The sequence below is a fragment of the Microbacterium sp. 2RAF4 genome, assembly GCF_052115285.1.
GTDB classification, from domain to species: Bacteria; Actinomycetota; Actinomycetes; order Actinomycetales; family Microbacteriaceae; genus Microbacterium; species Microbacterium oxydans.
The window spans coordinates 1,038,918-1,065,155 of the sequence record NZ_JBFRGI010000002.1; the positions used below are offsets into that span (position 1 = coordinate 1,038,918).

Annotated in this window: 24 protein-coding genes; 10 read left to right on the forward strand and 14 right to left on the reverse strand. The window is 69.0% G+C overall.

Going from position 1 to position 26,238, the window contains the following annotated elements; genetic code table 11:
* Window positions 1-32: 32 nt before the first annotated feature.
* Genes cydC through AB4070_RS09525 form a run of 5 tightly spaced genes read right to left on the reverse strand, consistent with a single transcriptional unit; the run spans window position 33 to window position 6,528 of the window.
* Entirely contained in the window at window positions 33-1,721 is a 1,689-nt protein-coding gene (gene cydC / locus AB4070_RS09505) for a thiol reductant ABC exporter subunit CydC (RefSeq protein WP_441979868.1), read from the reverse strand.
* On the reverse strand, window positions 1,718-3,376 hold the full coding sequence (gene cydD, locus AB4070_RS09510; protein WP_441979869.1) for a thiol reductant ABC exporter subunit CydD: 1,659 nt from the start codon (window positions 3,374-3,376) through the stop codon (window positions 1,718-1,720). Before cydD ends, cydC begins: the two co-directional genes overlap by 4 nt.
* Window positions 3,373-4,401, reverse strand: a complete 1,029-nt coding sequence (gene cydB / locus AB4070_RS09515) for a cytochrome d ubiquinol oxidase subunit II (protein ID WP_441979870.1) — start codon at window positions 4,399-4,401, stop codon at window positions 3,373-3,375. Before cydB ends, cydD begins: the two co-directional genes overlap by 4 nt.
* Window positions 4,402-4,415: 14 nt before the next feature.
* A complete protein-coding gene (locus AB4070_RS09520) occupies window positions 4,416-5,831 on the reverse strand; it encodes a cytochrome ubiquinol oxidase subunit I (RefSeq protein ID WP_029259882.1) in 1,416 nt (471 codons plus the stop codon).
* Window positions 5,818-6,528: a helix-turn-helix transcriptional regulator gene (locus AB4070_RS09525; RefSeq protein ID WP_127012686.1), complete on the reverse strand. Its 711-nt coding sequence runs from the start codon at window positions 6,526-6,528 to the stop codon at window positions 5,818-5,820. Before AB4070_RS09525 ends, AB4070_RS09520 begins: the two co-directional genes overlap by 14 nt.
* Before the next feature lie 100 nt (window positions 6,529-6,628).
* On the opposite strand from AB4070_RS09525, the gene radA reads away from it, so the two are divergent.
* On the forward strand, window positions 6,629-7,996 hold the full coding sequence (gene radA / locus AB4070_RS09530; RefSeq protein ID WP_441979871.1) for a DNA repair protein RadA: 1,368 nt from the start codon (window positions 6,629-6,631) through the stop codon (window positions 7,994-7,996).
* Window positions 7,997-8,062: 66 nt separating this feature from the next.
* Here radA and AB4070_RS09535 read toward each other — a convergent pair whose 3' ends face one another.
* The 4 genes from AB4070_RS09535 to AB4070_RS09550 all read right to left on the reverse strand — a co-directional run bounded on the left by AB4070_RS09535 (window position 8,063) and on the right by AB4070_RS09550 (window position 12,805).
* Window positions 8,063-8,473 carry a hypothetical protein gene (locus tag AB4070_RS09535; protein WP_046747602.1) on the reverse strand — a complete coding sequence of 137 codons (411 nt, stop codon included), beginning with the start codon at window positions 8,471-8,473 and terminating at the stop codon, window positions 8,063-8,065.
* 374 nt (window positions 8,474-8,847) lie between these two features.
* The gene (locus AB4070_RS09540; protein WP_441979872.1) at window positions 8,848-9,498 is read right to left on the reverse strand and encodes a hypothetical protein; all 651 of its coding nucleotides are present in this window, start codon (window positions 9,496-9,498) and stop codon (window positions 8,848-8,850) included.
* A 71-nt stretch (window positions 9,499-9,569) separates the two neighbouring features.
* Window positions 9,570-10,070, reverse strand: coding sequence for an amino-acid N-acetyltransferase (locus tag AB4070_RS09545; RefSeq protein ID WP_046747600.1), 501 nt, complete (start codon window positions 10,068-10,070; stop codon window positions 9,570-9,572).
* 200 nt (window positions 10,071-10,270) lie between these two features.
* Window positions 10,271-12,805 (reverse strand): ATP-dependent Clp protease ATP-binding subunit, encoded by a 2,535-nt coding sequence (locus AB4070_RS09550; protein ID WP_046747599.1) that lies wholly within the window; start codon window positions 12,803-12,805, stop codon window positions 10,271-10,273.
* A gap of 204 nt (window positions 12,806-13,009) precedes the next feature.
* Between AB4070_RS09550 and AB4070_RS09555 the strand changes: the two genes are divergently transcribed.
* From AB4070_RS09555 to AB4070_RS09575, 5 genes are all read left to right on the forward strand, one after another.
* Entirely contained in the window at window positions 13,010-13,639 is a 630-nt protein-coding gene (locus AB4070_RS09555) for a hypothetical protein (protein ID WP_441979873.1), read from the forward strand.
* Window positions 13,639-14,286 (forward strand): hypothetical protein, encoded by a 648-nt coding sequence (locus tag AB4070_RS09560; protein ID WP_441979874.1) that lies wholly within the window; start codon window positions 13,639-13,641, stop codon window positions 14,284-14,286. The genes AB4070_RS09555 and AB4070_RS09560 overlap by 1 nt, the downstream gene beginning before the upstream one ends.
* Window positions 14,286-15,053, forward strand: coding sequence for a hypothetical protein (locus AB4070_RS09565; protein ID WP_441979875.1), 768 nt, complete (start codon window positions 14,286-14,288; stop codon window positions 15,051-15,053). The genes AB4070_RS09560 and AB4070_RS09565 overlap by 1 nt, the downstream gene beginning before the upstream one ends.
* The gene (locus tag AB4070_RS09570; RefSeq protein WP_282848957.1) at window positions 15,050-15,286 is read left to right on the forward strand and encodes a helix-turn-helix domain-containing protein; all 237 of its coding nucleotides are present in this window, start codon (window positions 15,050-15,052) and stop codon (window positions 15,284-15,286) included. Before AB4070_RS09565 ends, AB4070_RS09570 begins: the two co-directional genes overlap by 4 nt.
* 126 nt (window positions 15,287-15,412) lie before the next feature.
* A complete protein-coding gene (locus AB4070_RS09575) occupies window positions 15,413-16,852 on the forward strand; it encodes a dicarboxylate/amino acid:cation symporter (protein WP_441979876.1) in 1,440 nt (479 codons plus the stop codon).
* Window positions 16,853-16,993: 141 nt separating this feature from the next.
* On the opposite strand, the gene AB4070_RS09580 is transcribed toward AB4070_RS09575, so the two are convergent.
* Window positions 16,994-18,724: a cation:proton antiporter gene (locus AB4070_RS09580; protein WP_441979877.1), complete on the reverse strand. Its 1,731-nt coding sequence runs from the start codon at window positions 18,722-18,724 to the stop codon at window positions 16,994-16,996.
* Between the two features lie 54 nt (window positions 18,725-18,778).
* Window positions 18,779-19,105, reverse strand: a complete 327-nt coding sequence (locus tag AB4070_RS09585; RefSeq protein WP_046747595.1) for a MerR family transcriptional regulator — start codon at window positions 19,103-19,105, stop codon at window positions 18,779-18,781.
* A 134-nt stretch (window positions 19,106-19,239) separates the two neighbouring features.
* Here AB4070_RS09585 and AB4070_RS09590 point away from each other — a divergent pair, with 134 nt between their 5' ends.
* The 3 genes from AB4070_RS09590 to AB4070_RS09600 all read left to right on the forward strand — a co-directional run bounded on the left by AB4070_RS09590 (window position 19,240) and on the right by AB4070_RS09600 (window position 21,149).
* Entirely contained in the window at window positions 19,240-19,662 is a 423-nt protein-coding gene (locus AB4070_RS09590) for an Hsp20/alpha crystallin family protein (protein ID WP_441979878.1), read from the forward strand.
* A gap of 153 nt (window positions 19,663-19,815) precedes the next feature.
* Complete coding sequence (locus AB4070_RS09595; RefSeq protein ID WP_441979879.1) at window positions 19,816-20,856, forward strand: LLM class flavin-dependent oxidoreductase; 1,041 nt, start codon at window positions 19,816-19,818, stop codon at window positions 20,854-20,856.
* Between the two features lie 83 nt (window positions 20,857-20,939).
* Window positions 20,940-21,149, forward strand: a complete 210-nt coding sequence (locus tag AB4070_RS09600; RefSeq protein WP_045264467.1) for a hypothetical protein — start codon at window positions 20,940-20,942, stop codon at window positions 21,147-21,149.
* 28 nt (window positions 21,150-21,177) lie between these two features.
* Here the strand turns inward: AB4070_RS09600 and pheA are convergent, their stop codons facing one another.
* On the reverse strand, window positions 21,178-22,128 hold the full coding sequence (gene pheA, locus AB4070_RS09605) for a prephenate dehydratase (RefSeq protein ID WP_441979880.1): 951 nt from the start codon (window positions 22,126-22,128) through the stop codon (window positions 21,178-21,180).
* 169 nt (window positions 22,129-22,297) lie between these two features.
* On the opposite strand from pheA, the gene pgm reads away from it, so the two are divergent.
* Window positions 22,298-23,941, forward strand: coding sequence for a phosphoglucomutase (alpha-D-glucose-1,6-bisphosphate-dependent) (pgm, locus tag AB4070_RS09610; protein ID WP_441979881.1), 1,644 nt, complete (start codon window positions 22,298-22,300; stop codon window positions 23,939-23,941).
* Window positions 23,942-23,972: 31 nt separating this feature from the next.
* Here pgm and AB4070_RS09615 read toward each other — a convergent pair whose 3' ends face one another.
* Together AB4070_RS09615 and AB4070_RS09620 are read right to left on the reverse strand one after the other, a co-directional pair.
* Window positions 23,973-25,124, reverse strand: a complete 1,152-nt coding sequence (locus AB4070_RS09615; protein WP_441979882.1) for a glycerate kinase — start codon at window positions 25,122-25,124, stop codon at window positions 23,973-23,975.
* Window positions 25,121-26,185 carry a LacI family DNA-binding transcriptional regulator gene (locus AB4070_RS09620; RefSeq protein ID WP_441979883.1) on the reverse strand — a complete coding sequence of 355 codons (1,065 nt, stop codon included), beginning with the start codon at window positions 26,183-26,185 and terminating at the stop codon, window positions 25,121-25,123. Before AB4070_RS09620 ends, AB4070_RS09615 begins: the two co-directional genes overlap by 4 nt.
* Window positions 26,186-26,238: the final 53 nt, after the last annotated feature.

The window sequence follows — 26,238 nt, forward strand, 5'->3', positions numbered from 1 at the left end:
CCCGCGGGTCTCCCCGCAGCGACCGGACGGTGTCAGACCGTGCGGCCGTCGTGGATCCGCACCACGCGGTCGACGGTTCCCGCCGGCGGCGCCACGTGCGAGATCAGCAGCACCGACTGCTCCCCCGCGGCCTGCAGCAGATCACGCAGCAGGGCATCCGATGCCTCAGGATCGACGCCCGCCGTCGGCTCGTCGAGCACCAGCACGGGGAAGCCGCGCAGCAGCGCCCTGGCGAGCGAGATCCGCTGCGCCTGACCGCCGGACACCAGCGCACCACGGTCGCCGACCCTCGCATCGAGACCGCCGCGCTCGCGGACCCAGTCACCGAGTCCGACCCGCTCGAGCACCGCCTGCAGGTCTTCATCCGAGGCGGAGTCCCGCGCGAAGAGCAGATTCTGGCGGATGTCCTCGTCGAACAGCTGAGGGTTCTGCTCGCACAGTCCGATCACGCGTCGCAGCGCCGGGCCCGAGAGCTCTGCGGCGTCCCGACCACCCACCAGATACTCGCCCTCCACGCGCAGGAAGCCGACCAGGGTTGCCGCGAGCGAGCTCTTGCCCGCCCCGCTCGGCCCCGCCACCAGCACGCGCTCACCGGCGCGGAGGTCGAGGTCGACTCCCTTCAGCGCGGGCGTGCCGCCGGGCCAGGTCGCCCTGACGCCGCGCAGATGCAGCTCGGGAGTGCGCGCGAACTCCACGTCATCCCCCTCGTCGGAACGCAGCTCCTCGGGCATCCGCTCCGGGAGCACGTCGACGATGCGCCCGGCGCTCGCTCGAACGCTCCGCCAGGATGCCGCAGCGATCGGCACCGCTCCGAACACCTCGAAGACCACCATCGGCACGAGCACTGCCACGGCCAGCCACGGGCCGTCGATCGAGCCGTCCGCGAGACCCGGAGCCGCCGCGGCGAGCGCCCACACCGATGCCGCCCCGGCCACCGCGGAGACGACACCCGCTGCGACGGCCTGGGCGAGGGAGGCACGGTCGACCACGCGTCGCAGAGCCGCATCGGCGGCGGTGATCCGCGACCGGGCCTGTTGCTCCGCCCCGTAGGCGATGAGCACGTCGAGGCTCCCGAGGTAGTCCACGAGAGCTGCCGAGAGCTCTGCCCGACGCTCCGAGACCCGTGCTTCGGCGCGCGAGCCGAACACCCAGCCGAGTCCGATCGCTGCAGCCGCGGCGGTCACGAGGCAGACCGCGAGAGCGAGAGCGGCAGGGGGCGAGACGAACGCGAGGAAGCCGACCGCTCCGACCGCGACGAGCGCCGCCACCCCGAGCGGCTGCACCACCCGCAGCGGCAGGTTCTGCAGGTTCTCGACGTCGTCCACGAGAGCTGCGAGCACCTGCCCGCGGTCCGTCGAGCCGAGTCCCGCCGGCGACAGAGGGATCAGCCGGCGCACCATGTCGGCACGGGTGGAGGCGAGCTGACGCAGCGCGGCATCGTGTCCGCTCAGGCGCTCCAGATAGCGGGTGACCGCGCGCGAGACGGCGAAGAAGCGCACACCGACGACGGCGATCGACAGCGGCACCAGCGAGTCGACGATCGAGGCGCTCACGATCAGCCACCCGCTCACCGCGAGCAGACTCACGGCGGCGGCAGCCGAGAGCAGACCCCAGATCAGACCCGGTACGAAGCGGCCGAGCGGCGGCTGCGCGAGTCGCAGGATGGCGCCGACCCGGTGACCGCGGGAATGCACGGCGTCGGTTGTGCGAGGGGCATTCATGCGTTCACCCCCAGCGCCACGATCTGATCCGCGATCTCCCGTGCGGTCCGACGGTGGGAGACGAGGAGGATCGTCGCCCCGGCGTCCGCCTTCTCGCGCAGCGATCGCCACAGCCGGTCCTCGGTCTCGGGGTCGAGCGCGCTCGACGGCTCATCGAGTGCGAGCACGCGTCCGGACGCGGATGCCTGGCGATACAGGGCTCGAGCGACAGCTACTCGCTGCGCCTGCCCACCCGAGAGCCCCGCTCCCTGCACGCCGAGTTCCAGCGCGGGGTCGATGCCCTCCGCGCAGGCGTCATCGAGCGCATCGCGCACCCGGGCGGCGTCCGGCTCGGGATCACCGAGGGTGACGTTCGCCGACACGGTCCCGCGTGTGAGGCCAGGTGCCTGCCCGGCCCAGGCGAGCCACGCCGACGGTGCGATCCCCCGCACGTCCGCGCCGGCGTAGGACGCCGTCCCCTCGAACTCGACCGCACCCCGGAGTGCCGCCAGCAGCGACGACTTCCCCGACCCGCTCGGCCCTTCGATGACGGTGATGGTCCCCGGCTCGGCTGAGAACGACACGGGCGGCAGATCACGCACGCGCAGCCCCTCGACCACGAGGGTTCTGCCCTTCGCCGGTTCCACATGCATGACCGATTCCCGGATGCCGGTGTGTCCGGCGGCGATTCCTCCGACATCCGTCGAAGGCTCCTGCATCCGCGCGCGCTCCCCTGCCGCGTCGAGCACCTCGAACACGTCTTCGGTCGCCGCGACCCCCTCGGCCGCCGCGTGGAACTGCACCCCCACCTGCCGGATGGGCAGGAAGGCCTCCGGAGCGAGCAGCAGTACGAACAGCCCCACCTCGAGCGTCAGGTCGCCCGACAGCAGCCGGAAGCCGACAGACACCGCGATCAGCGCCACCGCGATCGAGGCCAGCAGCTCCATCGCGAAGCCCGACAGGAACGAGAACCGCAGCACCTTCATGGTCTCGCGGCGGTACTCGTCAGCCGTCGCCTCGATGCGGTCGGCCGCCCGGCGGTCGCGTCCGAACAGCCGCAGGGTCGACAGCCCCTGCACCGTGTCGGCGAAGCGGGCCGCGAGGCGCTGCAGCGTCTGCCACTGCCGCGTCTGCACGGTGCGGGTCGCCATGCCGATCAGGATCAGGAACAGCGGGATCAGCGGCAGCGTGATCACTGCGGTGAGACCGCTCGGCCAGTCCTGCCACCACATGACCGCGACCAGCACCGGCGTCGCGATCACCGTCAGCACGAGCTGCGGGATGTAGCGGGCGAAGTAGGCGTCGAGAGCTTCGAGCCCGTGACCCGCGGTGACCGCGAGCGCCGTCTGGTTGCGCTGCGCGAGCCACCCTGGCCCCAGTCTCCCGACCGCAGCCACCAGCGCCGCGCGCAGCTGCATCCCCGTCTTGGCGGCCGCCCGTGTCCCCGCGGCATCCGAGGCCGCGATGAGCAGGCCCCGCAGCAGAGCCGTGAGCAGCAGCCAGAGCAGCGACGAGGTGACGTCCCGACCCGCGAGCGCCCCCGTGATCGCATCGGTCAGCAGCCACGCGAAGGCGATCGTGACCGCCGTCTGGACGACGCCGATCAACGCGGATGCCGCGAGGAACCCCCTCGCGGCACCCGCGTATCGCAGCAGTCTCGGGTCGACGGGTTTCACGCGTGCGCCGGAGCCCCCTCGATGGACTTGCGGGTGACGCGCTTGCGGAACACCCAGTAGGTCCAGGCCTGGTACGCGAGCACGAGCGGCATCGCGATCAGGGCCGTCCAGCTCATGATCTGCAGCGTGTACGGGGTGCTCGAGGCGTTGGCGATCGTGAGGCTGTAGGCCGGGTCGATCGTCGACGGCATGACGTACGGGAACAGGGCGGAGAACAGCATGACCACCGCGAACATGACGGTGAGCATGCCGGCGAAGAACGCCCAGCCATCGCGACGGACGAGCGAGAAGCCGACCGCCGCGATCAGGCTGACCGCCGCGAGCGCACCGGTACCGATGACCAGCCACAGCAGCGGAGCCTCGCGGCCCATCGCGATCGCGACCGTCCAGATCACCGTCGCGGCTGCGACGAGGATCGTCGGGATGGCGGCCTTCTTCGCCAGCTTCTGCGCATCCTCATGCACCTGGCCGTCGGTCTTGAGCGCCACGAACAGCACCCCGTGCAGGAAGAAGAGCAGCAGCGTGGTGACGCCCACCAGCAGTGCGTAGGGGTTCAGCAGGGAGAAGAAGCCGCCGACGAAGATGTGGTTTTCGTCGATCGCGACGCCCTGCACGATGTTGCCGAACGCCACACCCCACAGCAGCGCGGGCACGACCGAGCCGATCACGATCATCCGGTCGAAGCCGGCCTTCCACTTCGCGCTGTCGCGCTGATGCCGGTACTCGAACGAGACACCGCGCAGGATCAGCGCGAGCAGGATCAGCAGCAGCGGCAGATAGAAGCCGCTGAACAGTGTGGCGTACCACTCGGGGAACGACGCGAACAGCACGGCGCCGGCCACGATGACCCAGGTCTCGTTGAGGTCCCAGACCGGGCCGATCGTGTTGATGACCTGTCGGCGCGAGACGTCGTTCTTGCCGAGGAACGGCAGGGACATGCCGACTCCGAAATCGAAGCCGTCCAGGACGAAGTAGCCGACGAAGAAGAAGGCGACGATGAAGAACCAGAGTGTTGCGAGATCCATGATGCTCCTCCCTCTCAGTAGACGACCGACGGCAGCTGGGCCGTCTCGTCATGCGGCTTCTCTTCGGTGTCGGGCCCCTTCTGGGCGGCCCGGATGATGAGGCGGATCTCGACGACGGCGAGCGCCGCATAGATCGCGGTGAACGCGATGAGCGATATCAGCACCTCGAGCCCGCTGACGCCCGGCGAGACGCCGTCCTGCGTCGTCATCAGCCCGAACACGATCCAGGGCTGTCTGCCCATCTCGGTGAAGACCCAGCCCATGATGTTGGCGGCCAGCGCGAGCGGGAACGACCAGATGGCGACCTTCCACATCCACGGTGCGACCGGCTTCTTGGCGCCCTTGCGGGTGACCCAGAGGCCCGCGACGGCGACGAGCGCTGCGGCGATGCCGAGGCCGATCATCCAGCGGAAGGCCCAGTACGTGATCCACAGCACCGGGGCGAAGTCGGTCAGACCGGTGGCGGCGTAGGTCTGCGCGTACTCGGCGTTCAGATCGTTGATGCCGTGCACGCACGCGTCGAGGGTGTGTGTCGACAGCAGCGAGAGCAGATACGGCACGCGGATGGAGAACAGTTCGGAGCTGCCGTCCGGAGTGCCGAGCGTGAAGATGCTGAACGAGGCATCGGGACCGCAGACCGTGTTGAACGTGGCCTCGGCCGCTGCCATCTTCATGGGCTGCGCGGCATACATCGCGAGGCCCAGCTGGTCGCCCGTGAGCACGACGCCCGCAGTGGAGACGATCATGGCCCACAGCCCGAACTTGAGCGAGATGCGCATGGTGTCGAAGTGCTGGCCGCGCGAGAGGTGCCAGGCCGAGACCGAGATCACGACACCGGCGGCGAACATGAACGCACCGAAGATCGTGTGCGGGAACGCGGCGAGCGCGACGGGGTTGGTCAGCAGTGCCCAGAAGTCGGTCAGCTCCGCACGGTTGGTCGCCTCGTTGAACGTGTAGCCGACGGGGTTCTGCATGAAGGCGTTGGCGGCGATGATGAAGTACGCCGACAGGATGCTGCCGATCGAGACGCACCAGATCGTGGCGAGGTGCAGCTTCTGCGGGAGCTTGTCCCAGCCGAAGATCCAGAGGCCGATGAAGGTCGCCTCGAAGAAGAAGGCCAGCAGGCCCTCGAACGCGAGCGGGGCACCGAACACGTCACCGACGAAGCGGGAGTAGTCGGACCAGTTCATGCCGAACTGGAACTCCTGCACGATGCCGGTGACGACGCCCATGGCGAAGTTGATCAGGAAGATCTTCCCGAAGAAGCGGGTCAGGTGCAGGTACTGCACCTTGCCGGTGCGCACCCACGCGGTCTGGAAGATCGCCGCGACCAGCGCCATGCCGATCGTGAGCGGCACGAAGAGGTAGTGGTAGACGGTCGTCAGGCCGAATTGCCATCGGGCCAGAGCGAGCGGATCAAGCCATTCCATGCACGACTCCTGTTCTGTGGTGCCGCTGCTTCGTGCTGTGACGCAGCGTTCCCTCGACCAGCGGCGCGGTGGTGTCGCGCAGCTGCACGGTGCAGTCCGACGGGAGGACAGCGTCGCGGACGCACTCGGCTTCGAGTGGTCCGCCTGCCTCGTTCAGGACGCCTTGCATGAGTTCCAGATGCACGCGGCACAGCATCGGGCGGTCTTCCGACCGTCCGGCGGCATGCGGGCACGGGCTGAGGTCGACCGTGAGACTGCGGTCGTCGAGCACAGGCTCGAAGCCGCTCTCCTCCAGGTGCTCGACGAGCGCATCGAGCTGATAGGTGGCTTCGCGCCCGAGTCCGGATGCCGCGTCGGGGAGCATGCTCCGCATCAGGTCGCCACGACGGGCCGCCGCCTTGGCCTTGTCGCGGGCCACGGGACTGGAAGCCCCTGGCGCTCCGGTCGCCGCACTGTACAGCGTGCGCGGTCGACCCCGCGTCGTGCGGTGCTCGATCGTCGGGATCACATAGCCCCCCTCGATCAGGCGCTGCAGGTGTTCGCGGATCGTGTTGGGGTGCAGCCCGGTGGCTTCGCACAGCTCGGTGATGGAGAGCTCGCCCCGGGTCTGCGAACTTCCCGCTTCGAAGAGCAAGTGCAGGATCTGCACCCGGGAGTAGCTCGAGATCGGCCCGCAGACGGGCCCGCCGTTGGCCATGAACCCAGTATCCCGCGGGGACGGTCGTATCTGGGGACCAAGGGCCGTGAATAAACACCTGACCGATAGGGATGTCAGATGCCGGCGATAGCCTGGGGGCATGGCCACCCGGAAACCCGCTCCTCCTGCGTACGTGTGCACGGAATGCGGGTGGACCACCGCCAAGTGGGTCGGACGCTGCGGCGAGTGCCAGCAGTGGGGAACGGTGCAGGAGCAGGCCACGCAGACCGGCATCCTCCGTCGGGTCGGTCCGGTCGCGCCGACCGCCGACCGTGCCGCACGCCCCATCACGCAGATCACGACGCAGGATGCACCGCGTCGATCGAGCGGCGTCGGCGAGTTCGACCGCGTCCTCGGCGGCGGCATCGTGCCGGGGGCGGCGATCCTGCTCAGCGGCGAACCCGGCGTCGGCAAGTCCACGCTTCTGCTCGAGGTCGCAGCGCAGGCGGCTCGCGGCGGACGCCGCGTGCTCTACGCGAGCGCCGAGGAGTCCCCCGGTCAGGTGCGCCTGCGCGCCGAGCGCACCGGCGCGCTGCACGACGAGCTGTATCTCGCGAGCGAGACCGATCTGGCGACCATCCTCGGCCACATCGACGAGGTCAAGCCGCAACTCATGATCGTCGACTCGGTGCAGACCGTCTCGTCCTCCCTGATCGACGGCGCCGCCGGCCAGCCCAGCCAGGTGCGAGAGGTGGCCGCCACGCTGATCCGCATCGCCAAGGATCGCGACCTTCCGATCATCATCGTCGGCCACGTGACCAAAGACGGTCAGGTCGCCGGGCCCCGCGTGCTCGAGCACCTCGTCGACGTCGTGTGCCACTTCGAGGGCGACCGGCAGACCTCGCTGCGTTTCGTCCGCGCGCTCAAGAACCGCTTCGGCCCGACCGACGAGGTGGGCTGCTTCGAGATGACCGGCGACGGCATCGCCGAAGTGCCCGACCCCTCGGGGCTGTTCCTCTCGCAGGGGGCGACCGAACCAGGCACATGCGTGGCGATCTCGCTCGAGGGTCGACGTGCCCTCCCCGTCGAGGTGCAGGCGCTCACGGTGCCGAGCAACGCCCCGAACCCGCGCCGCATCGTGCACGGCGTCGACTCCTCGCGGGTCGCCATGGTGCTGGCCATCCTCGAGAAGAGAGCCGGCATCGCGACCGGCAGCCTCGACGTCTACGTGTCCACGGTCGGCGGAGTGCGCTTCACCGAGCCCGCGGCCGACCTCGCTATCGCCATCGCCGTGGCGGGTTCCATCCAGCAGATCTCGGTTCCGCGCACGGTCGCGGCGGTGGGTGAGCTGAGCCTCGCCGGAGAGATCAGGCCGGTCACGCAGGCGGCCCAGCGACGCTCCGAGGCCGCGCGCCTCGGCTACGAGCAGGTGGTCGACGATCGCTCGAAGACGCTCCGAGCCGCGCTGAGCGATGTGCGCGCCCGCAACACCTCACGCCGTGCCGACCGCGACATCCCCCCGTTCTGACCGCCTGCGCTTCCGCGTCGACGGTCTGACGTCGAGGTTCTGACGTGGAAGGTCAGGCGTCGCGTGTCAGGCGTCGAGCGCCTTGAGCAGCTCAGCGGGATCGGCCTGCATGGGGTGCGGTCCGGCGATATCGAGGAACACCGTCGTGATCGGGTGCGCCGCGAGGAACTTCCGCAGCCAGTCCGCGCTGTAGATGCCCACTCCTGGAGGCAGGTTGGCAGGCTTGTTCTTCGCGTCGCTGAAGAGCAGGAGGGCGAGGTCACCGGTGTTCGGGTCGCGATACGTCCACACCTCGCCGCTGTCGAGAGGGTTGTCCCGCGCGCCGGGCTTGATGAGCGGGACGATCGTGGTGCCGTGCCGGAGGGCGAGCGCGACCGCAGCGACATCCTGCTTCTCCAGAGCCTGCGCCAGAGCGTCCGAACGGAAATCCTCGGGTGCCGGCTTGTTCTTTCCGGACTTCGCCTTCTTCGCTGCCATGCATCCAGCTTATGCAGAGCGCCGAGCACAGAGTGCCGATCCGACAGCGGAGACGATTGGGGCCCTCTCGAGTCCCACATTGGGGACTGGGGTACTCGAGAGGGCCCTCGGACTCTCGTGCGGCGATGTCGAAGCGCTGGGGACGCTGTAGTTCGACGCCACTGGGGATGGCTTGTTGCCGCAGATGCGGAGAGTCGCTTCTATGGTATCCCAAAGAGTGGGGGATGTCAGCATCGTGCACCGAAGGCATGCGACATCGCTCCATTTCGTGCCATCTCCCTCGAACGACCACGGATTTCGAGCGCGCCGCCTGAGATCGCTTCGAAGTCAGCGGGGCGGAGCCGCGCAACCATCGGTCGTCGGTGCGACGTCTTTCAGTAGAGCAGGATCTGCGCGCTCGAGGGGCTCGTGAACCCGCCGATGGAGACCTCGACGTGGTACGAGGCTCCGCCCCCAGGCGCTCGCTGTCGATTCTCCTGGGCACATGTCTCGACACTCGACCGGGTGCGATCCCAGGTGACGGGGTCCTTGCTCGTGACCGTGGTACCCGCCGTGAGGGTGACGATCATGCTGCTCGGGTTCTCCTGGCAGTCGGTCGAACGCCACCATTCATCCGAGCCGCTGGAGATCTTGAACGCCTGGGTGGCGGAGCCGACGTCGAGAGTGCAGTCCTTCGTGCCCTTGTTGGTCAGCGAGATCGAGAGCTTCGGCAGAACGCCGGGCGCATAACTCTCGGCGTCGGTCACGGCGGCGACCTCGATGTCTGCGGCCTCGCAGGCGACGATCGCCGGCGTCTGCTCGGCGGAGGGATCGGGAGAGGGCGACTGCCCCTCGGCCGTGGTGTCCGCGGACGGTGACGGCGACGTGGAGGGGGTCGACGTCGGCGTCGATGACGTGTCGGCCGAGGCCCACGGACGGGCGATCAGCAACCAGGAGCCGATGCCGATCGCAGCGACGGCCAGGATGAGGCCGAGGATGACGACCAGTCGCCGACGACGGTAGACGGCGGCAGAGCGACGGGGCATGACTCCAGGCTAAGCGATCCGCCGCGCTCAGCCTGGGAGGCCCCACGGCACACGCGGACGTCCGTGCGAGGTCAGAGCACCTTGAGCATGCGCGTGTTGCCGAGCGTGTTCGGCTTGACGTGGGCGAGGTCGAGGAACTCCTCCACACCCGCATCACCGCTGCGCAGCAGCTGCGAGTACACGTCCGAGTCGACCACCTGCTCGCCGATCGGGGTGTAACCGCGCCGCCCGAAGAAGTCGACCTCGAACGTCAGGCAGAACAGGCGGGTCAGGCCGAGCGTCTTGGCGTTCTCCTCCAGGCGGTCGACGATCGCGCGCCCGACACCGTGGTGCAGCCAGTCGTCTCGCACGAGGAGAGTGCGCACCTCGCCGAGGTCTTCCCAGAACACGTGCAGCGCCCCGCATCCGATCAGCACGCCGTCGGCCTCTGCGACGACGAACTCCTGCACCGCGCCGTACAGCACCGCCAGGTCTTTGCCGAGCAGGATGCGCTGTTCGACGAGCGGCTGCAGCAGGTCACGGATGCCGACGATGTCGGCGCTGCGCGCCGGCCGGACGATGTACTCGCTCACACCACAAGCCTAGAACCCACCCCTGGGCATGTCCCTCAGCCGGGGTCGGTATGCCAAAACCCAGACCGTCCGATGCCCTCGAGGCGTGTCCGGCCTGGACACGCCGAGGCGCCGCGGCATGGTCTGGGTTTTCGCACGAGGCGGAGACGCGAGAAGGGGCGGATGCCGCAGCATCCGCCCCTTCTCGTGGTTCCGGGAGGTCACTCCCCGCTGGCGACCGCCAGGTCGGGGGTGCCGGAGATCGCGCCGCCACCGGTGTTGACACCGACTGCGACGGGACCGCCATCGCGCGGGCCGTGCTCGAACAGGAACTGCCCGTCCTTCGCATCGACCTTCACGTGGTCTCCGGAGTTGAGCTCACCGTGCAGGATCTTCTCCGACAGACGGTCCTCGACCTCGTGCTGCATCGCGCGACGCAGCGGTCGGGCGCCCAGTGCCGGGTCGAAGCCGATCTCGATCAGACGCTCCTTGGCGGCCTGCGACAGCTCGATCGTCATGTCGCGGTCCAGCAGACGCTCGCCGAGGCGCTTGGTGAACAGATCGACGATCTGCACCAGCTCCTCCTTCGACAGCTGCGGGAACACGATGATGTCGTCGACACGGTTGAGGAACTCGGGCTTGAAGTGCCGCTTGAGCTCTTCGTTCACCTTGCCCTTCATCCGGTCGTAGCTGGTCGAGTCGTTGCCCTCGATCTGGAAGCCGACGGGTCCGCCGGCGATGTCGCGGGCACCGAGGTTGGTGGTCATGATGATGACCGTGTTCTTGAAGTCCACGATCCGACCCTGACCGTCGGTGAGACGACCCTCTTCCAGGATCTGCAGCAGCGAGTTGAAGATGTCCGGGTGCGCCTTCTCGATCTCGTCGAAGAGGACCACGCTGAACGGCTTGCGCCGCACCTTCTCGGTGAGCTGGCCGCCCTCTTCGAATCCGACGAATCCGGGAGGGGCACCGAACAGACGCGAGACGGTGTGCTTCTCGCCGAACTCGCTCATGTCGAGGGAGATCAGCGCAGCCTCGTCGTCGAACAGGAACTCGGCGAGAGCCTTGGCCAGCTCGGTCTTTCCGACACCCGTGGGGCCGGCGAAGATGAACGAGCCGGAGGGACGCTTCGGGTCCTTGAGGCCGGCACGCTGACGACGGATGGTCTTGGAGAGGGCGGCGATGGCCTCCTCCTGACCGATGACGCGCTGGTGCAGCGCCTTCTCCATGAAGACGAGTCGGCTGGACTCCTCCTCGGTCAGCTTGAACACGGGGATGCCAGTCGCCTGGGCGAGCACCTCGGCGATCAGGCCCTCGTCGACGACCGCCTGGGTCGCGACGTCGCCCGCGCGCCACTGCTTCTCGAGGCGCAGACGCTCGGCGAGGAGGCTCTTCTCCTCGTCGCGCAGGGAGGCGGCCTTCTCGAAGTCCTGCTCCTCGGAGGCCACTTCCTTCTGCTCGCGCACGGCGGCGATCTTCTCGTCGAACTCGCGCAGCTCGGGCGGGCTGGACAGGATCGACAGACGCAGACGTGCGCCGGCCTCGTCGATCAGGTCGATGGCCTTGTCCGGGAGGAAGCGGTCGGAGACGTAGCGGTCGGCGAGGTTCGCCGCGGCCACGATCGCGCCGTCGGTGATCTGCACCTTGTGGTGCGCCTCGTAGCGGTCGCGCAGCCCCTTGAGGATGTTGATCGCGTGCGGCAGCGTCGGCTCGTTCACCTGCACCGGCTGGAAGCGGCGCTCGAGCGCGGCGTCCTTCTCGAAGTGCTTGCGGTACTCGTCGAGCGTGGTGGCACCGATCGTCTGCAGCTCGCCGCGGGCGAGGAGAGGCTTGAGGATGCTGGCCGCGTCGATCGCGCCCTCGGCGGCACCCGCACCCACGAGGGTGTGGATCTCGTCGATGAAGACGATGATGTCGCCGCGCGTGCGGATCTCCTTGGTGACCTTCTTCAGGCGCTCCTCGAAGTCACCGCGGTAGCGGGAACCCGCGATGAGCGAGCCGAGGTCGAGCGAGTAGAGCTGCTTGTCCTTGAGCGTCTCGGGCACATCGCCCTTGACGATCGCCTGCGCGAGGCCCTCGACGACGGCGGTCTTGCCGACACCGGGCTCGCCGATCAGGACGGGGTTGTTCTTGGAACGGCGGGAGAGGATCTGCATGACCCGCTCCGCCTCCTTCTCGCGCCCGATCACCGGGTCGAGCTTGTTGTCGCGCGCAGCCTGGGTGAGGTTGCGACCGAACTGGTCGAGCACAGCCGAACCGCCCTGAGCGCCCGCCTGCGAGTCGTTGGTCTGCGCACCGACGGACGCCGGCTCGCGACCGGGAGCGCCGGAGAGCAGCTGGATGACCTGCTGGCGGACCTTGTTGAGGTCGGCGCCGAGCTTGACGAGCACCTGGGCGGCGACGCCCTCGCCCTCGCGGATGAGGCCGAGCAGGATGTGCTCGGTTCCGATGTAGTTGTGGCCGAGCTGGAGGGCCTCGCGGAGGCTGAGCTCGAGCACCTTCTTGGCGCGCGGGGTGAACGGGATGTGGCCGGTCGGCTGCTGCTGACCCTGGCCGATGATGTCCTGCACCTGCTCGCGCACGGCGTCGAGGGAGATGCCGAGCGACTCGAGCGCCTTGGCAGCGACACCTTCACCCTCGTGGATGAGACCGAGCAGGATGTGCTCGGTTCCGATGTAGTTGTGGTTGAGCATCTTCGCCTCTTCTTGGGCGAGGACGACCACTCGACGGGCTCGGTCCGTGAATCTCTCGAACATGCTGTGACTCCTTATTCGCACGGGGCGAAGCGCTGACACCTATAGCGTTCTCTGCGCCTGTACATCGAGAGTAACCACCGCGAACGGCACGTATGCCCGTGTTCGCCGTGGGCATACCGGAGGTTGACGGGGTTATCGACTGTCGTTATGTTAACGAAAGTCGATAACAACGGGTCCGAGCCGGACCACGGAGAAGGAGGCGCCATGACCGATGCACCGACCGCGACCAGAGCGGCGAGCCTGGTGGAGAAGACCGTGCTGGGTGTCATCGCGGGAGCCGCGGGAGCCATCGCCGTCGTCGATCTGATCGGCGCCGGCGTCCGCACCGCCGTCCTGATGACGAGCCCGTCCGTCACCGTCCCGTCGATGCCGCTGAGCACGGTCGAGGCGCCCGCGGTGCTCGCGGCGTCCTCGAACATCTCCGAGGCGCAGTACGACACCGTCACGCTCACCGCCACCGGCCTGAGCCTCTCCCCCCGCCTCCTGCTCGCGATCGCCGATGCTCTCGCGATCCTGGGCCCCTTCGTGCTTTGCGTGGCGGTGGCCTGGCTGTGCATCCGTCTCTTGATCGGTCGCCCGTTCGGCAGCGCGGCGACCTGGGGCATCGCCGTCGCTGCGCTCGCGGTCATGGCGGGTGGTCTGATGAGCCAGGCGGTGCGCGCGAACGCGTTCAGCGAGATCGCGCTCGAACTGGACCTCGTCTCCGCCGGCGTCCCGGCGTTCGAGATGTCGATCGACCTCGCTCCGTTCGGGTGGGGCTTCGCGCTCGTGGTCGTCGCCGGCGCGTTCGAGATCGGTCAGCGCCTGCAGCGCGACACGGAAGGACTCGTCTGATGAACACCACCGCAGCCACCACCAGGGCCACCCGCTCCGAGACGGCGGACGCGATCGCCGTGATCCTCTACGCCGCCGCGGCTCTGGTCACGGTGGCGTTCGCCACGATCCTGCGCGTCGCCGGCACCTTCCGCGACTCGGGGATCGCGTGGTCGATCCCGATCGACGAGCAGCCGATCTCGGCGACCACCGACTCCGGCGCGATCTCCGTCGAGGGGATAGCCCAGGATGCGATGGTCTTCGCCGCCGATGTGAACGCGGTGTCGGTCGCGGCGATCATCGCCGCCATCAGCCTGTGGGCGCTCGCGGCCCTGCTGGTGATCGGGTCGGTCACGCTGGTCGCGTGGAACTTCCTGCGCGGACGCTTCTTCGTGCGCGGCAACGCCCGCGCGTTCGATGTGATCGGCTGGACCCTGGTGGTCGCGCCGATCCTGATCGTCATGTTCGAGACCATGGGCCGCAACGGCGTCACCTCAGCACTCGGCCTCGGCGAGGGAGAGCCTGCGCATCCGATCGAGTTCTGGAGCGTCGCCCCGATCTTCGCGACCGGCGTGACCGTGGGCCTGATCGCCGTCGCGTTCCGCCGCGGCATCCGCCTGCAGAACGAGAAGCTCGCGCTCGAGAAGGACACGGAAGGACTCGTCTGATGTTCGGGATCAGTTCGGAAGACCTCGGGACCTCGCTCGGCCAGATCGGGATCGGACTGGCGGTCATCGCCGTGATCGTGGGCATCGTCGTCTGGCGCGGCCGACGCCGCGGTAGCCGCACACTCGCGATCGACGCGGCACTCACCGTCTCCGGCTGGTGGGTAATCCTGTCCGCCGTCGGTGCGATCATCATCATCCTCAAGGTGTTCGCAACCGATTGGGCGGAGATCGCGTCGGGGTCGCTCTGGGCCCCCTGGCCCACCGACCTCCCCTGCAGCGACGCGGCTGAGGTAACCGCTGCGGCCCTTCAATGCGGCGGTGGCTCGATCACGAACTTCACCGTGGCCAACGCCTCGCTCGGGCTCCGGGCGCTCGCGGGCGCCGCGCAGCTCGCCTCGCTGGCCTTCTCCACGACGCCTGTCGCGATGCTCATGGTCATTTGCTTCCAGACGCTGCGAGGTCGCGCGTTCTCAGAGACCGTGACGCGCGCTCTCACCGTCGGGGCAATCGCCGTGCTGGTGTTCGGGGTGGCCACCGATCTCCTCGGCGCCATCGCGGCGACCACTGGTCTGCGCGAGGTTTTCCCGCCGGACAGCGAGTGGTACCCGAACTTCTCCCTCAACGTCTCCCCTCTGCCGTTCGCCGGTGCGCTCGGGCTCCTCGCCCTCGCCGCTGTGTTCCGTCAGGGCATACGCCTCGACCAGGAGCGCGAGCGACTGCAGCAGGAGACCGAGCGGTTGCAGAAGGACACGGAGGGACTGGTGTGACCCCGGCGGAGAGCGACGACGAGTTCACCGGCATCCACTGCCGGCTCGACGAGCTCCTCGCTGAGCGCGGGATGACGCTCACCGAGCTCAGCGCCGCGGTCGGGGTGAGCATCGTGAACCTGTCGGTCCTGAAGAACGACCGCGCCCGGGCCATCCGCTACTCCACGCTGCGCGCGATCTGCGAGGCGCTCGACTGCGAAGTGGGAGAACTGCTGGTGCTCGCTCCCCGCTGAACTCACCCCCCACTGAGCCCAGGTGCGTCATCCTTCGTCATATCCACCCAGGGAATTCCCAGGGAGCCATAACGTTGGGCCTCATGGCGCGCACTCGGCGCGCCGCGATCCTGGAGTCCCCACCCCATGAGCACCACCGCACGCGCCCAGAAGGCGCCAGACACCCGCGGACCGGTTCGGAAGCTGCTGACGTCGTTCGGCTTCCAGATCCTCGCCGCCCTCGTCCTCGGCGTCGCCGCCGGTCTGATCGGCCGCCAGCTCGGCGCCACCGCCGAGAACCCGAACGGTCTGTCGGCGACCCTCGACACGATCGGCAGCTCGTACGTGACGCTGCTGCGCGCCGCCGTCGTTCCGCTGATCTTCACCGCCATCGTCGCCAGCATCTCGAACCTGCGTCGCGTGCAGAACGCCGCACGCCTGGCCGGGCAGACGATCCTGTGGTTCGCGATCACCGCGTTCGTCGCCGTGATCATCGGCATCGTCCTCGGCCTCGTGATCCAGCCGGGCAACCGGGCCGGCGAGGGCCTCGAGACCGGCGACCCGTACACGGTCGGCACCTGGTGGAACTTCCTGCTGGGCCTGATCCCGCAGAACTTCCTCGGGCTCACGGTCAGCACCAACCCCGGCGCGGTCGAAGGCACCTTCAGCTCCAGCGTCGGCTTCAACATCCTGCAGGTCATCGTGGTCGCGGCCGTCGTCGGCATCGCGGCGCTCAAGGCCGGCAAGAAGGCAGAGCCGTTCCTCGTCTTCACCGAGTCCCTGCTGAAGGTCATCCAGCGCGTGCTGTGGTGGATCATCCGCATCGCCCCGCTCGGCACGTTCGGACTCATCGGCTCTGCAGTGATCAAGTACGGCTGGGAGAAGCTGGCCTCGCTCGGCTGGTTCGCCACCGCGGTCTACATCGGCCTGGCGCTCGTGCTGTTCGTCGTCTACCCCGTCCTGGTCAAGACGCACGGCCTGTCGATCAAGCAGTACTTCTCCGGTGTGTGGCCCGCGGTGCAGCTGGCCTTCGTCAGCCGCTCCTCGATCGGCACGCTGCCCCTCACCGAGCGCGTGACCGAGCGCAACCTCGGCGTGCCCCGCTCCTACGCCTCCTTCGCCGTGCCGCTGGGCGCGACCACGAAGATGGACGGCTGCGCAGCGATCTACCCGGCCATCGCCGCGATCTTCGTCGCGCAGTTCTTCGGCATCGAGCTGAACTTCGTGCAGTACCTGCTGATCGTCATCGTCTCGGTCGTCGGCTCAGCCGCCACCGCCGGAACCACGGGCGCGGTCGTCATGCTCACGCTGACGCTGTCGACGCTCGGCCTGCCGCTCGAGGGCGTCGGGCTGCTGCTCGCGATCGACCCGATCCTCGACATGGGCCGCACCGCGGTCAACGTCGCGGGTCAGGCGCTGATCCCGACCATCGTCGCCAAGCGCGAGGGCATCCTGAACGAGGAGCTCTACAACGCACCGCGTGAGGGCCTGCCCTTCGCCGACGACTCCGGCGACGACGACTCCGGCGACGACGACGCTCCCGAGTCGGACGCGTCCGCCGACAAGGAGCCGGTCAGCGCTCGCTGACCCTCTCTCTCTCTCCTCCGCCGAGACCCACGCGCGTCGTCGGGACCCACGGTCGCAGACGTCTCAGACGATGGGTCTGGGCGACGACGATGGGTCTCGGCGGAGCGAGGAGCGAGGAGAGCGGGAGGGAGGGAGGGAGGGTCAGGCGCGGCTCTGTTGGCGGGTGGCGCCGCGCGTGTCGAGCGCGAGCTCCTCGGCGTCCATCGCAGCGATGAGTTCCCGCATCACCTCTTCGTCGAGGTTGCCGGCGTCGCGCTCGGCGAGGAGGATGTCGCGGCGCACCTGCAACCACCCCCTGGACAGCGCGACGAGGTCGTCGTAGGAGGGCCGGCTCGCGGCATCCTCGACCTTCTGCGCCTCGTCGGTGTCCTTCTCGACCCGGGTCATGCGCTTCGTGAACGCGTCGAACACGCGCAGATCGACCTCGCCGTACTTCGCCTCCCACTCCACGCGCTTCTCGGCGAGATAGGCCTTGCCGGCTTCGCGGCTCTTCTCTCGCACTTCGGCAAGAGCCGCCTCGTCCTCCGCTTCGTCCGCGTCTCGCTCGATGCCGAGGCCACGGATCAGCATGGGCAGCGTCAGCCCCTGCAGCAGCAGGGTGCCCACCGTCACGATGAACGCGACGACGACGATCGCGTGCGACGCCTCGGTGTCGAGGGTCGCGAGGTCGGCCGCCGCCACCGCGATCGCCAGCGTCACCACCCCGCGCATGCCCGCCCAGGAGATGACGGCGCTGTCCTTCCAGGTGAGGGTGAGCCCCGCCATCTGCTCCCGCACGATGTGGCTGCGCAGTTCGTCGGCCGTGTAGTTCCCCCAGCGGCGCGACGTGCGATGACGTTTCTCGAACTCCCCGGATTCCACGCCGCGATCCCAGCGTTCGAGACGCTTGCGGTCCTGGAAGTTCGACCACGCACTGGTCGGGTAGATGTACAGCGGTCGCACGATGACCACCACGAGCAGCACCGCGCCGGAGAGCAGCAGGATCTGTCCGACGGACTCGCTGCCGAGATCGCTGAGCACTCGCGGGAACTGCAGTCCGATGTAGGCGAAGACGAAGCTCTCCAGGAGCAGATCTGCCGAGAGCCACAGCGGCTTCTCCTGCTGGCGTGTGGTGTAGTCGGTGCGCGGCGAGTTGTAGCCGACGTAGAGTCCCATCGCCACGACCGCGAGGACCCCGGATCCGAGCAGGTGCTCGGCGATCGCGTAGGCGCCGAACGGAGCGAGCAGCCCGAAGGTGCCGATGACGACCGGATCGCTGATGCGCATGCGCAGCTGGTGCAGGACGATCCCGAAGACGAGTCCGACGGCGACGCCGACGCCGACCGCGAGCAGGAACTGCCAGACACCGCCCCACACCGAGACCGTCGCCCCTGCGAGGATCGCCGCGAAGACCCGGTACAGGGTGAGCGAGGTCGCGTCGTTGATGAGGCTCTCGCCCGACAACACGGTCATGATGCGTCGAGGCAGTCCGAGCCGACGACCGATCGCCGCTGCGGACACCGCGTCGGGAGGAGCGACGATCGCGCCCAGCAGCAGTGCGCCGGGAAGCGTGAGCGAGGGCAGGATCCACCAGGCGACGAACCCGACCGCGAGGGCCGTGAGCAGCACGAGCCAGATCCCGAGACGGCGGATCTGCGGCAGGCTGCGCTTGAACCCGACGAAGGAGACGTCGAGGGCGGCCGAGTACAGCAGCGGCGGCAGCACGAGACTCAGGAGCACATGCCCGTCGATGTCGAGATCGGGCACGAACGGGAGGAACGACGCAGCGAGCGCCACCATGGTCACGAGCAGCGGTGCAGGCCATCCACGCCACCGCGCGAAGGCGGCGACGGCGACCGAGCCGACGAGGACGTAGAAGATGCCTGCTTCCATGCCTCAACGGTAGTGGTCGGGTCCGATGGGCGGTCGACCGCTTCGCACCATCGATCAGTCGGCGGAGCGGCGGCCTCTCCCGCGCTGAGCATCGAGAGCCTCGCGGAGCTGCTCGTTGCGCACCTGCAGGTCGTCGTTCGCATCCTGCAGATCGAGCATCCGAGCGATCCCGGCGATGTTCACCCCGTCTTCACGCAGTGAGGCTGCCCGCCGCAGCCGTTCGATGTCGTCATCGCTGTAGCGGCGGGTTCCGCCTTCGCTGCGGGCGGGGGTGAGCAAGCCCTTGCTCTCGAACAGGCGGAGCGTCGCCTCGGGGAGCTCGACCAGCTGCGCTGCGACGGCGATGCCGTAGAGCGGCGTCCGGCTGTCACGATGCGGCATGCGGTCATCCCCTGGGGTCGACGGGAATCGGAGTTGCAAATCTAGCACGAGTTGTCGTATAAAAAATCTATAGCAACGGTGCAGATCTCCTGCACCATCGATTCGCCCTCTGGGCAGCACGAAAGGAGAACCTCATGGCACTGACCTTCGACCCCTTCAGCCAGCTCGACCGCTTCGCCGCGAGCGTGCTGGACTCCGTTCGCGCTCCCCGGCCGATGCCGGTGGACCTGTTCCGCGACGGAGACCGGTATGTGCTCCACGCCGACCTTCCCGGGGCCGACCCCGGCTCGATCGATGTCGATCTCGACGGCGGTCAGCTCACGATCCGCGCCCAGCGCACCCCCGACACCCGTGACGGTGTGCGCTGGCTCGCCCGCGAACGCGGATCCGGCTCCTTCCTGCGGCAGTTCTCGCTCGGCGAGGGCGTCGACCTCGACGGCATCAGCGCCTCGTACGAGAGCGGTGTGCTGTCGGTGATCATCCCGGTGAGCGAGCGCGCCAAGCCGCGCAAGATCACGGTGGAGTCCGCTGATCAGCGCGAGGCGATCAAGGCCTGACCGACCGATCAAGGCCTGACGAACGGATCAAGGCCTGACCGCCGGGGTGGGGGCGGCGTGGCCGTCGCCCCCACCCCGGCGGGTCCTGAACACCGTCGGGCGAACCGGGCGAGACGGGGAATGACGGCGCCTGCGGACGCGTTGCACCGGAGGATGCCCGATACAGCTCTCTCCGTCCTCGACCTCGTCCCGGTTCGCACCGGCCAGACCAGCGCAGAGGCCGTCGCCGCCTCGCTCGCTCTCGCGGAGGTCGCCGACCGCCTCGGCTATCGCCGCTATTGGTTCGCCGAGCACCACAACATGCCGTCGGTCGCGTCGACCACTCCCCCGGTGCTGATCGCCGCCGCAGCCACTCGCACCTCCCGGGTGCGGCTGGGTTCGGGCGGCGTGATGCTGCCCAACCACGCGCCGCTCATCGTCGCAGAGCAGTTCGCGGCGCTCGAGGCGATCGCGCCCGGCCGTATCGACCTCGGCCTCGGCCGCGCACCGGGAAGCGACCCGGTCATCACTCAGCTGCTCCGCGGTTCGGGGACCACGAGCGACGTGGAGCAGTTCCCGCGCCATGTGCAGGACATCGCCGCGCTCCTCTCCGGTGAGGGAGCCGCCCTGCGCTTCACCTCGGGTGGGGAGTACACCGTGCGTGCCACTCCGGCCGCGACCGGAACCCCCGAGGTCTGGCTGCTCGGCTCGAGCGACTACTCGGCCCAGCTCGCCGCATCCCACGGGCTGCCCTACGTCTTCGCCAACCACTTCTCGGGGCAGGGTCTCGAACGCGCGCTCGACCTCTACCGCACCGGGTACCGTCCCAGCGAAGAGCACCCTGAGCCGCGCACGTTCCTCACCGTGAACGCGGTGGCGGCGCCGACCCAGGACGAGGCGGAGGCTCGCGCGCTGCCGCAGCTGCGGATGATGGCGCGCCTGCGGCTCAATCAGCCCCTCGCCGCGCTCGAGACCGTCGAGCAGGCGATGTCCGCCGCCACCGACCCGGCGACCGACGAGGTCGTGCAGGCCGCCCGCGCTCGCTGGTTCGTCGGCACGGGTGAGAGCGTCGCGGCCGAGGTGCGTGCCTTCGCCGAGCGCCACGGCGTCGACGAGGTCATGCTCTCTCCGGTCGCCGGTGCCTACGACGCCGAGCCGAAGGACGCCCCGACCGGACGAGCGCAGACTCTGGAGCTCATCGCCGCCGCTCTCTGAACCGACGGTGACGGGCGCTTGTCAAGCCCTGGCCTTACCGTGCGGGCAGGCGTAGCCTCGGCGGCAGAGAGAGGGGTTCGACGATGAGCACCACGAAGACACTCGCACTCTGGGTGGCCTACGGACGCAACGGCGTGGTCGGCAGCATCCGCCACGACGAGGACGGCTACACCGTCACGATGGTCGGGGCCGACGCGACGACGGGCACCTACCCGAGCCTCGCCTCGGCGAAGGGTGCGCTGCATTCGCACATGACGCCGGGGAGCGACTGGCCGCGCTTCCAGGAGCATTGAGCGCCTCCACGGCCTGACGAACGGGGAGTCAGGACTCCGGTTCGCCGGAGAGGATCCCGCGGAGCCAATCGCGCGCCTCGACGAACACGTCGTCCGAGTAGCGGTCCGGGTACTGCACGATCTGACGGTCCGCGCGCGGGTACGACCCGAGGAAGACGACACGAGGACTGAACCGGCGGATGCCGAGCAGCGCATCGGCCATGCGCTCGTGCTCGATGTGGCCGTCGGCGTCGATCACGAACCGGTAGCGCCCCAGCTCATCGCCGATGGGCCGCGACTCGATGAGCGACAGGTTGATGCCGCGGGTCGAGAACTGCTCGAGCATCTCCAGGAGCGATCCGGGGTGGTCGTGCGGAAGCTCGACGATCAGGGACGTCTTGTCCGCACCGGTCGGTTCCGGTGAACGGGTCGTGCGGGTGACCAGCACGAAACGGGTCACCGCCTGCGCGTTGTCGCCGATGCCTTCCGCCAGCACGTCGACGTCGTAGTGGTTCACGATGCCGGGAGCAGCGATGGCGGCCTGGGCCGGCAGAGTTCCGTCGAGGACACCGATCGCGGAGGCGACGTTGCTCGAGGCCGGCACGTGCGAGTGCGACGGCAGGTGCGCGCCGAGCCAGCCGTGGCACTGCGCGTAGGCGACCGGATGCGCCGCGATGACCTCGACCTGGTCGAGCGTCGTGCCGCGCGGGGCGACCAGCACGAAGTTCACCCGCACCAGGTACTCGCCGATGATGCGCAGACCGGGGAGGGTCGCCAGAGCGTCCTGCGTGGTGGAGACCCCGCCCTCGATCGAGTTCTCGATCGCGATCATCGCGGCGTCGCTGCGCCCCTCGAGCACGTCGGCGAGAGCCTCGCCCACGTTGTGCACGGGGCGCCACTCCTGACCGCGGGCTTCGGCCACCTGATCGAGCGCCGCCTCCGTGAAGGTGCCGGCGGGGCCGAGATAGCTGTAGGTGCGGCGTTCAGTCACGGGTTTCACCTTATCCCTCGGTGACGCCGCCGCTCCCCCGGGTGACTTCTCCTCCCGTCGCAATATTGCACCTTCGTCGGCGGTTCTGGCTGTCATATCGCGACGAGAACGGCGAGGCGGGGGAGGAAGCGGGCCTCTCCCGGATGCGATCATGCCGAACAGGGGGCAGACTGAGAGGATGACGAGCCGTGCCGGCCTCCCCGCGGAGGAAAGTGACCTGATCGACGTCGACGAACTGATCGCCGCCTACTACGACCGCACGCCGAACCCGGAGGTGGCCGCAGAGCGCGTCGTGTTCGGCACCAGTGGCCATCGCGGATCGTCGCTGTCGAACAGCTTCAACGAGAACCACATCCTCGCCACGACGCAGGCGATCGTCGACTACCGCGACTCGCAGGGGATCACCGGTCCGCTGTTCCTCGGACGCGACACGCACGCGCTGTCGCTCCCCGCGGAGCGCAGCGCGATCGAGGTGCTGCTCGCCAACGGCATCGACGTGCGCGTCGACTCCCGCGACTCGTGGGTGCCGACTCCGGCCCTCAGCCACGCGATCCTCACCTACAACCGCGGCAAGGCGGCAGACGACCCCGGCCGTGCCGACGGCATCGTCGTCACCCCCTCGCACAACCCTCCGCGCGACGGCGGATTCAAGTACAACCCTCCGCACGGCGGGCCCGCCGACACCGACGCCACCAGCTGGATCGCCGACCGGGCGAACACCCTGATCGCCGCGGGGCTCGAGGGCGTGAAGCTGGAGCGCTTCGCCGACATCGACTGGGATTCCCTCACCGGCTACGACTTCCGCGACGCCTACGTGCGCGATCTGCCGTCGATCATCGACATCGACGCGATCCGCAGCGCCGGTGTCAGCATCGGCGCCGACCCGCTGGGCGGGGCCTCCGTCGAGTACTGGTCGCTGATCGCCGAGATGCACGACCTCGACCTCACCGTCGTGAACCCCGAGGTCGACCCGACCTGGCGCTTCATGACGCTCGACTGGGACGAGAAGATCCGGATGGATCCGTCGTCCCCCTCGGCGATGGCATCCCTGGTCGCGAAGAAGGGCTCCTACGACGTCCTCACCGGGAACGATGCCGACGCCGATAGGCACGGGATCGTGACCCCGGATGCCGGACTGATGAACCCGAACCACTACCTCGCGGTCGCCATCGACTACCTGTTCTCGCACCGCGAGGGGTGGCCACGCGACGCCGCGATCGGCAAGACGCTGGTCTCGTCCATGATCATCGACCGCGTCGCCGAGTCGCTCGGACGGCGCCTGCTGGAGGTTCCGGTCGGATTCAAGTGGTTCGTCCCCGGGCTGCTCGACGGCTCGGTCGCTTTCGGCGGCGAGGAGTCGGCCGGTGCCTCGTTCCTCCGCAAGGACGGCTCGGTCTGGTCGACGGACAAGGACGGCATCCTGCTGTGCCTGCTGGCCGCCGAGATCATCGCGGTCACCGGGAAGACCCCCTCGGAGCGGTACCGCGAACTGGAGTCCGCCTTCGGCGCATCGGCGTATCAGCGTGTCGACGCGCCGGCGACCCCGGAGCAGAAGGCGACCCTCGGCAAGCTCGCTCCCGAGGCGGTGACGGCGACCGCGCTCGCCGGCGAGGACATCACAGCGAAACTGTCCCACGCCCCGGGCAACGGCGCGGCGATCGGCGGTCTCAAGGTGCAGACCGAGCACGCCTGGTTCGCTGCGCGCCCCTCGGGCACCGAAGACGTCTACAAGCTCTATGCGGAGAGCCTGCGCGGTCCTGAGCACCTCGCCGAGGTGCAGGCCGAAGCACGCGCCGTGGTCTCCGCCGCGCTCGGCGTCTGACGGGCACTGACCGTCGGTGTCGAGCCGACGGTCAGGACGGTTCGCCTCCCGCTGCGGCACGAGGTGCGGCGGCACGAGCCACTGCGGGACGCGCCAGGAAGGCGCCGGCGGCACGCAGCCAGCGGACGGGTTCGGCCAGCGCCGCCTCCGACGAACCGGCCAGCGCGGTGAGGGACGCGACGTCGGCGAACGACGAGGTGTCGGCGTCTGGAGTGACCCGCCCCGCCGCGAGCATCGCCACGGCTCCGGCGTCGGCCACGAGCGTCGCGAGGAATGACGGCACCTTGCCTTCTCCGGACTGGCCGTCGTAGGACCCCTCCCCCGTGATGATCACGTCGGCGTCGGAGAGCGCCTCGGGCAGACCGATGAGCTCGGCGACCTCCGCAGCACCGGGAGCGAGCTCGCCACCCCACGCGACGAGGGCGGCCCCGGTTCCGCCGGCAGCGCCATAGCCCGGCCCTGCGGGGTCGATGGCGAGCAGTTCGGCGAGCCTGCCGAGGCCGTCGTCGACGATGGCGATGTCGTCCACCGATCGCAGCCCCTTCTGGGGGCCGAACACCACGGCGGCACCGCGCGGGCCGATGAGCGGATTCGTGACGTCGGTGAGCACCCGCACCTCGGGTGCCGCGCGCAGCCCGGTGAGATCGACGGACGCGATGTCAGCGAGGCCACGTGCGCCGCGAGCGACCGGAGCGCCGGTGGCATCGACGAACCGCGCACCGAGGGCCGAGAGCATCCCGGTGCCCCCATCGGTGGACGCGCTGGAGCCGATGCCGACGACGAGGCGTGACACACCGTGATCGATGGCCGCGGCCAGGGCCTGACCGAGGCCGGTCGTGTCCGCATCCCAGGGACGCAGCTCCTGCAGCAGCTCGATGCCCGAGGTCGAGGCGAGGTCGATCACACCCGTGCCGTCGGGGGCGTCTCCCGTCGGCGGCAGCAGCAGCCAGAACGTGTCGACCCGCTCCCCGGCAGGGCCGTCGACCGTGAGGGGCATCCGCACAGCGCCGGGCACCGCCGCTTCGAAGGCCGCCACGGTGCCCTCACCGCCGTCCGCCATCGGTCGATGCACGAACTCGGCGTCCGGTTCGACCGATGCCCAGCCCTCCGCGAGCGCGACGGCCGCATCCACCGCGGTGATCGTGCCCTTGAAGCTGTCCGGGGCCAGCACGACCCTGGTCACGAGCTGACCATCGGGGTGCTGGCACGCACGATGACCTCGAGCGGCAACGGGGCCTGCACCCACTCGACGTCGACCGTCGCACGGAACGCCTGGTACCCGACGTCGCTCAACGGCACGCGCACCGTCGTCAGTGCGGGGGAGACATCGCTGCTCGCGGGGACATCGTCGAAACCGCAGATCGCGATGTCGGTGCCGATCTCGCGCCCTGCGTCACGGATCGCGGACATCGCCCCGAGTGCCACCACGTCGCTGATCGCGAACACGAGGGTGCCGGCCTCCACTCCGCGGTCGAGGGCCGCCCGCATCCCGGCAGCCCCGGACTCACGACGGAAGTCGCCACGATGCACGCCCTCGATCGCGCCACCCGCCTGCTCGAATCCGGCGCGGAAGCCGACGAGACGATCATCCGATGTGCGCACCCCGTCCGCCGCGCCGAGAACGATGGCACGGCGGTATCCGCGCTCTGCCATCAGACGACCCAGCTCCTCCGCACCGGAGCGGTTGTCGATCTCGATGTGACGCTCTCCCTCGCCGTCGGGCCCGAACGCCACGACGCGGCCGCCCTGCCGCACGAACTCCGCGAGCTCGTGCGCGGTCTCGGCCTCTGTGGCCTCCTGCGTGCGAGAGGCCGCGAGGATCAGGCCTCGGGGTCGCTGCCCGCGCAGGGCCCGCACGATCCGCGCCTCCCGCGCCTGGTCCCTCTCGGTGATCGCGATCGTCACGACCAGCCCCTCCTCGTCCGCTCCCCTGGCGACGCCCGATGCGATCTGTCCGAAGTAGGGGTCGGCGATGTCGGCGACGAGCAGGGCGATGACCGGCGACGTGCCCTTCGCGATCGACTGGGCCGAGACGTTGGCGGTGTACCCCAGCTTCCCGGCCGCGGACTCCACCCGCTCGCGGAACGACTCGGCGACCTTCCGCTCGGAGCCGTTCAGCACGCGCGATGCGGTCGCCAGCGAGACCCCCGCCTCGCGTGCGACGTCGTGCAGGGTGGGGGCGGGCCCTCGCACATGACGCGGAGACCGCGCTGGCCGCTCCGCGGACGTTGCGGGCTTGGTCATGACCCAGATCCTACTTGCCACGGTCCCACCGCAGCATCACCGCGAGGGGTCAC

Coding starts and splice junctions, on each gene's coding strand:
- AB4070_RS09535 (WP_046747602.1), bottom strand. CDS start 8,473: ATGGCAGCGAAGAAGGCGAAGTCCGGAAAGAACAAGCCGGCACCCGAG.
- AB4070_RS09540 (WP_441979872.1), bottom strand. CDS start 9,498: ATGCCCCGTCGCTCTGCCGCCGTCTACCGTCGTCGGCGACTGGTCGTC.
- AB4070_RS09560 (WP_441979874.1), top strand. CDS start 13,639: ATGAACACCACCGCAGCCACCACCAGGGCCACCCGCTCCGAGACGGCG.
- AB4070_RS09565 (WP_441979875.1), top strand. CDS start 14,286: ATGTTCGGGATCAGTTCGGAAGACCTCGGGACCTCGCTCGGCCAGATC.
- cydB (WP_441979870.1), bottom strand. CDS start 4,401: ATGGATCTCGCAACACTCTGGTTCTTCATCGTCGCCTTCTTCTTCGTC.
- AB4070_RS09595 (WP_441979879.1), top strand. CDS start 19,816: ATGCCCGATACAGCTCTCTCCGTCCTCGACCTCGTCCCGGTTCGCACC.
- pgm (WP_441979881.1), top strand. CDS start 22,298: ATGACGAGCCGTGCCGGCCTCCCCGCGGAGGAAAGTGACCTGATCGAC.
- AB4070_RS09580 (WP_441979877.1), bottom strand. CDS start 18,724: ATGGAAGCAGGCATCTTCTACGTCCTCGTCGGCTCGGTCGCCGTCGCC.
- AB4070_RS09550 (WP_046747599.1), bottom strand. CDS start 12,805: ATGTTCGAGAGATTCACGGACCGAGCCCGTCGAGTGGTCGTCCTCGCC.
- AB4070_RS09590 (WP_441979878.1), top strand. CDS start 19,240: ATGGCACTGACCTTCGACCCCTTCAGCCAGCTCGACCGCTTCGCCGCG.
- AB4070_RS09520 (WP_029259882.1), bottom strand. CDS start 5,831: ATGGAATGGCTTGATCCGCTCGCTCTGGCCCGATGGCAATTCGGCCTG.
- AB4070_RS09600 (WP_045264467.1), top strand. CDS start 20,940: ATGAGCACCACGAAGACACTCGCACTCTGGGTGGCCTACGGACGCAAC.
- AB4070_RS09575 (WP_441979876.1), top strand. CDS start 15,413: ATGAGCACCACCGCACGCGCCCAGAAGGCGCCAGACACCCGCGGACCG.
- AB4070_RS09620 (WP_441979883.1), bottom strand. CDS start 26,185: ATGACCAAGCCCGCAACGTCCGCGGAGCGGCCAGCGCGGTCTCCGCGT.
- AB4070_RS09525 (WP_127012686.1), bottom strand. CDS start 6,528: ATGGCCAACGGCGGGCCCGTCTGCGGGCCGATCTCGAGCTACTCCCGG.
- radA (WP_441979871.1), top strand. CDS start 6,629: ATGGCCACCCGGAAACCCGCTCCTCCTGCGTACGTGTGCACGGAATGC.
- cydC (WP_441979868.1), bottom strand. CDS start 1,721: ATGAATGCCCCTCGCACAACCGACGCCGTGCATTCCCGCGGTCACCGG.
- AB4070_RS09555 (WP_441979873.1), top strand. CDS start 13,010: ATGACCGATGCACCGACCGCGACCAGAGCGGCGAGCCTGGTGGAGAAG.
- AB4070_RS09585 (WP_046747595.1), bottom strand. CDS start 19,105: ATGCCGCATCGTGACAGCCGGACGCCGCTCTACGGCATCGCCGTCGCA.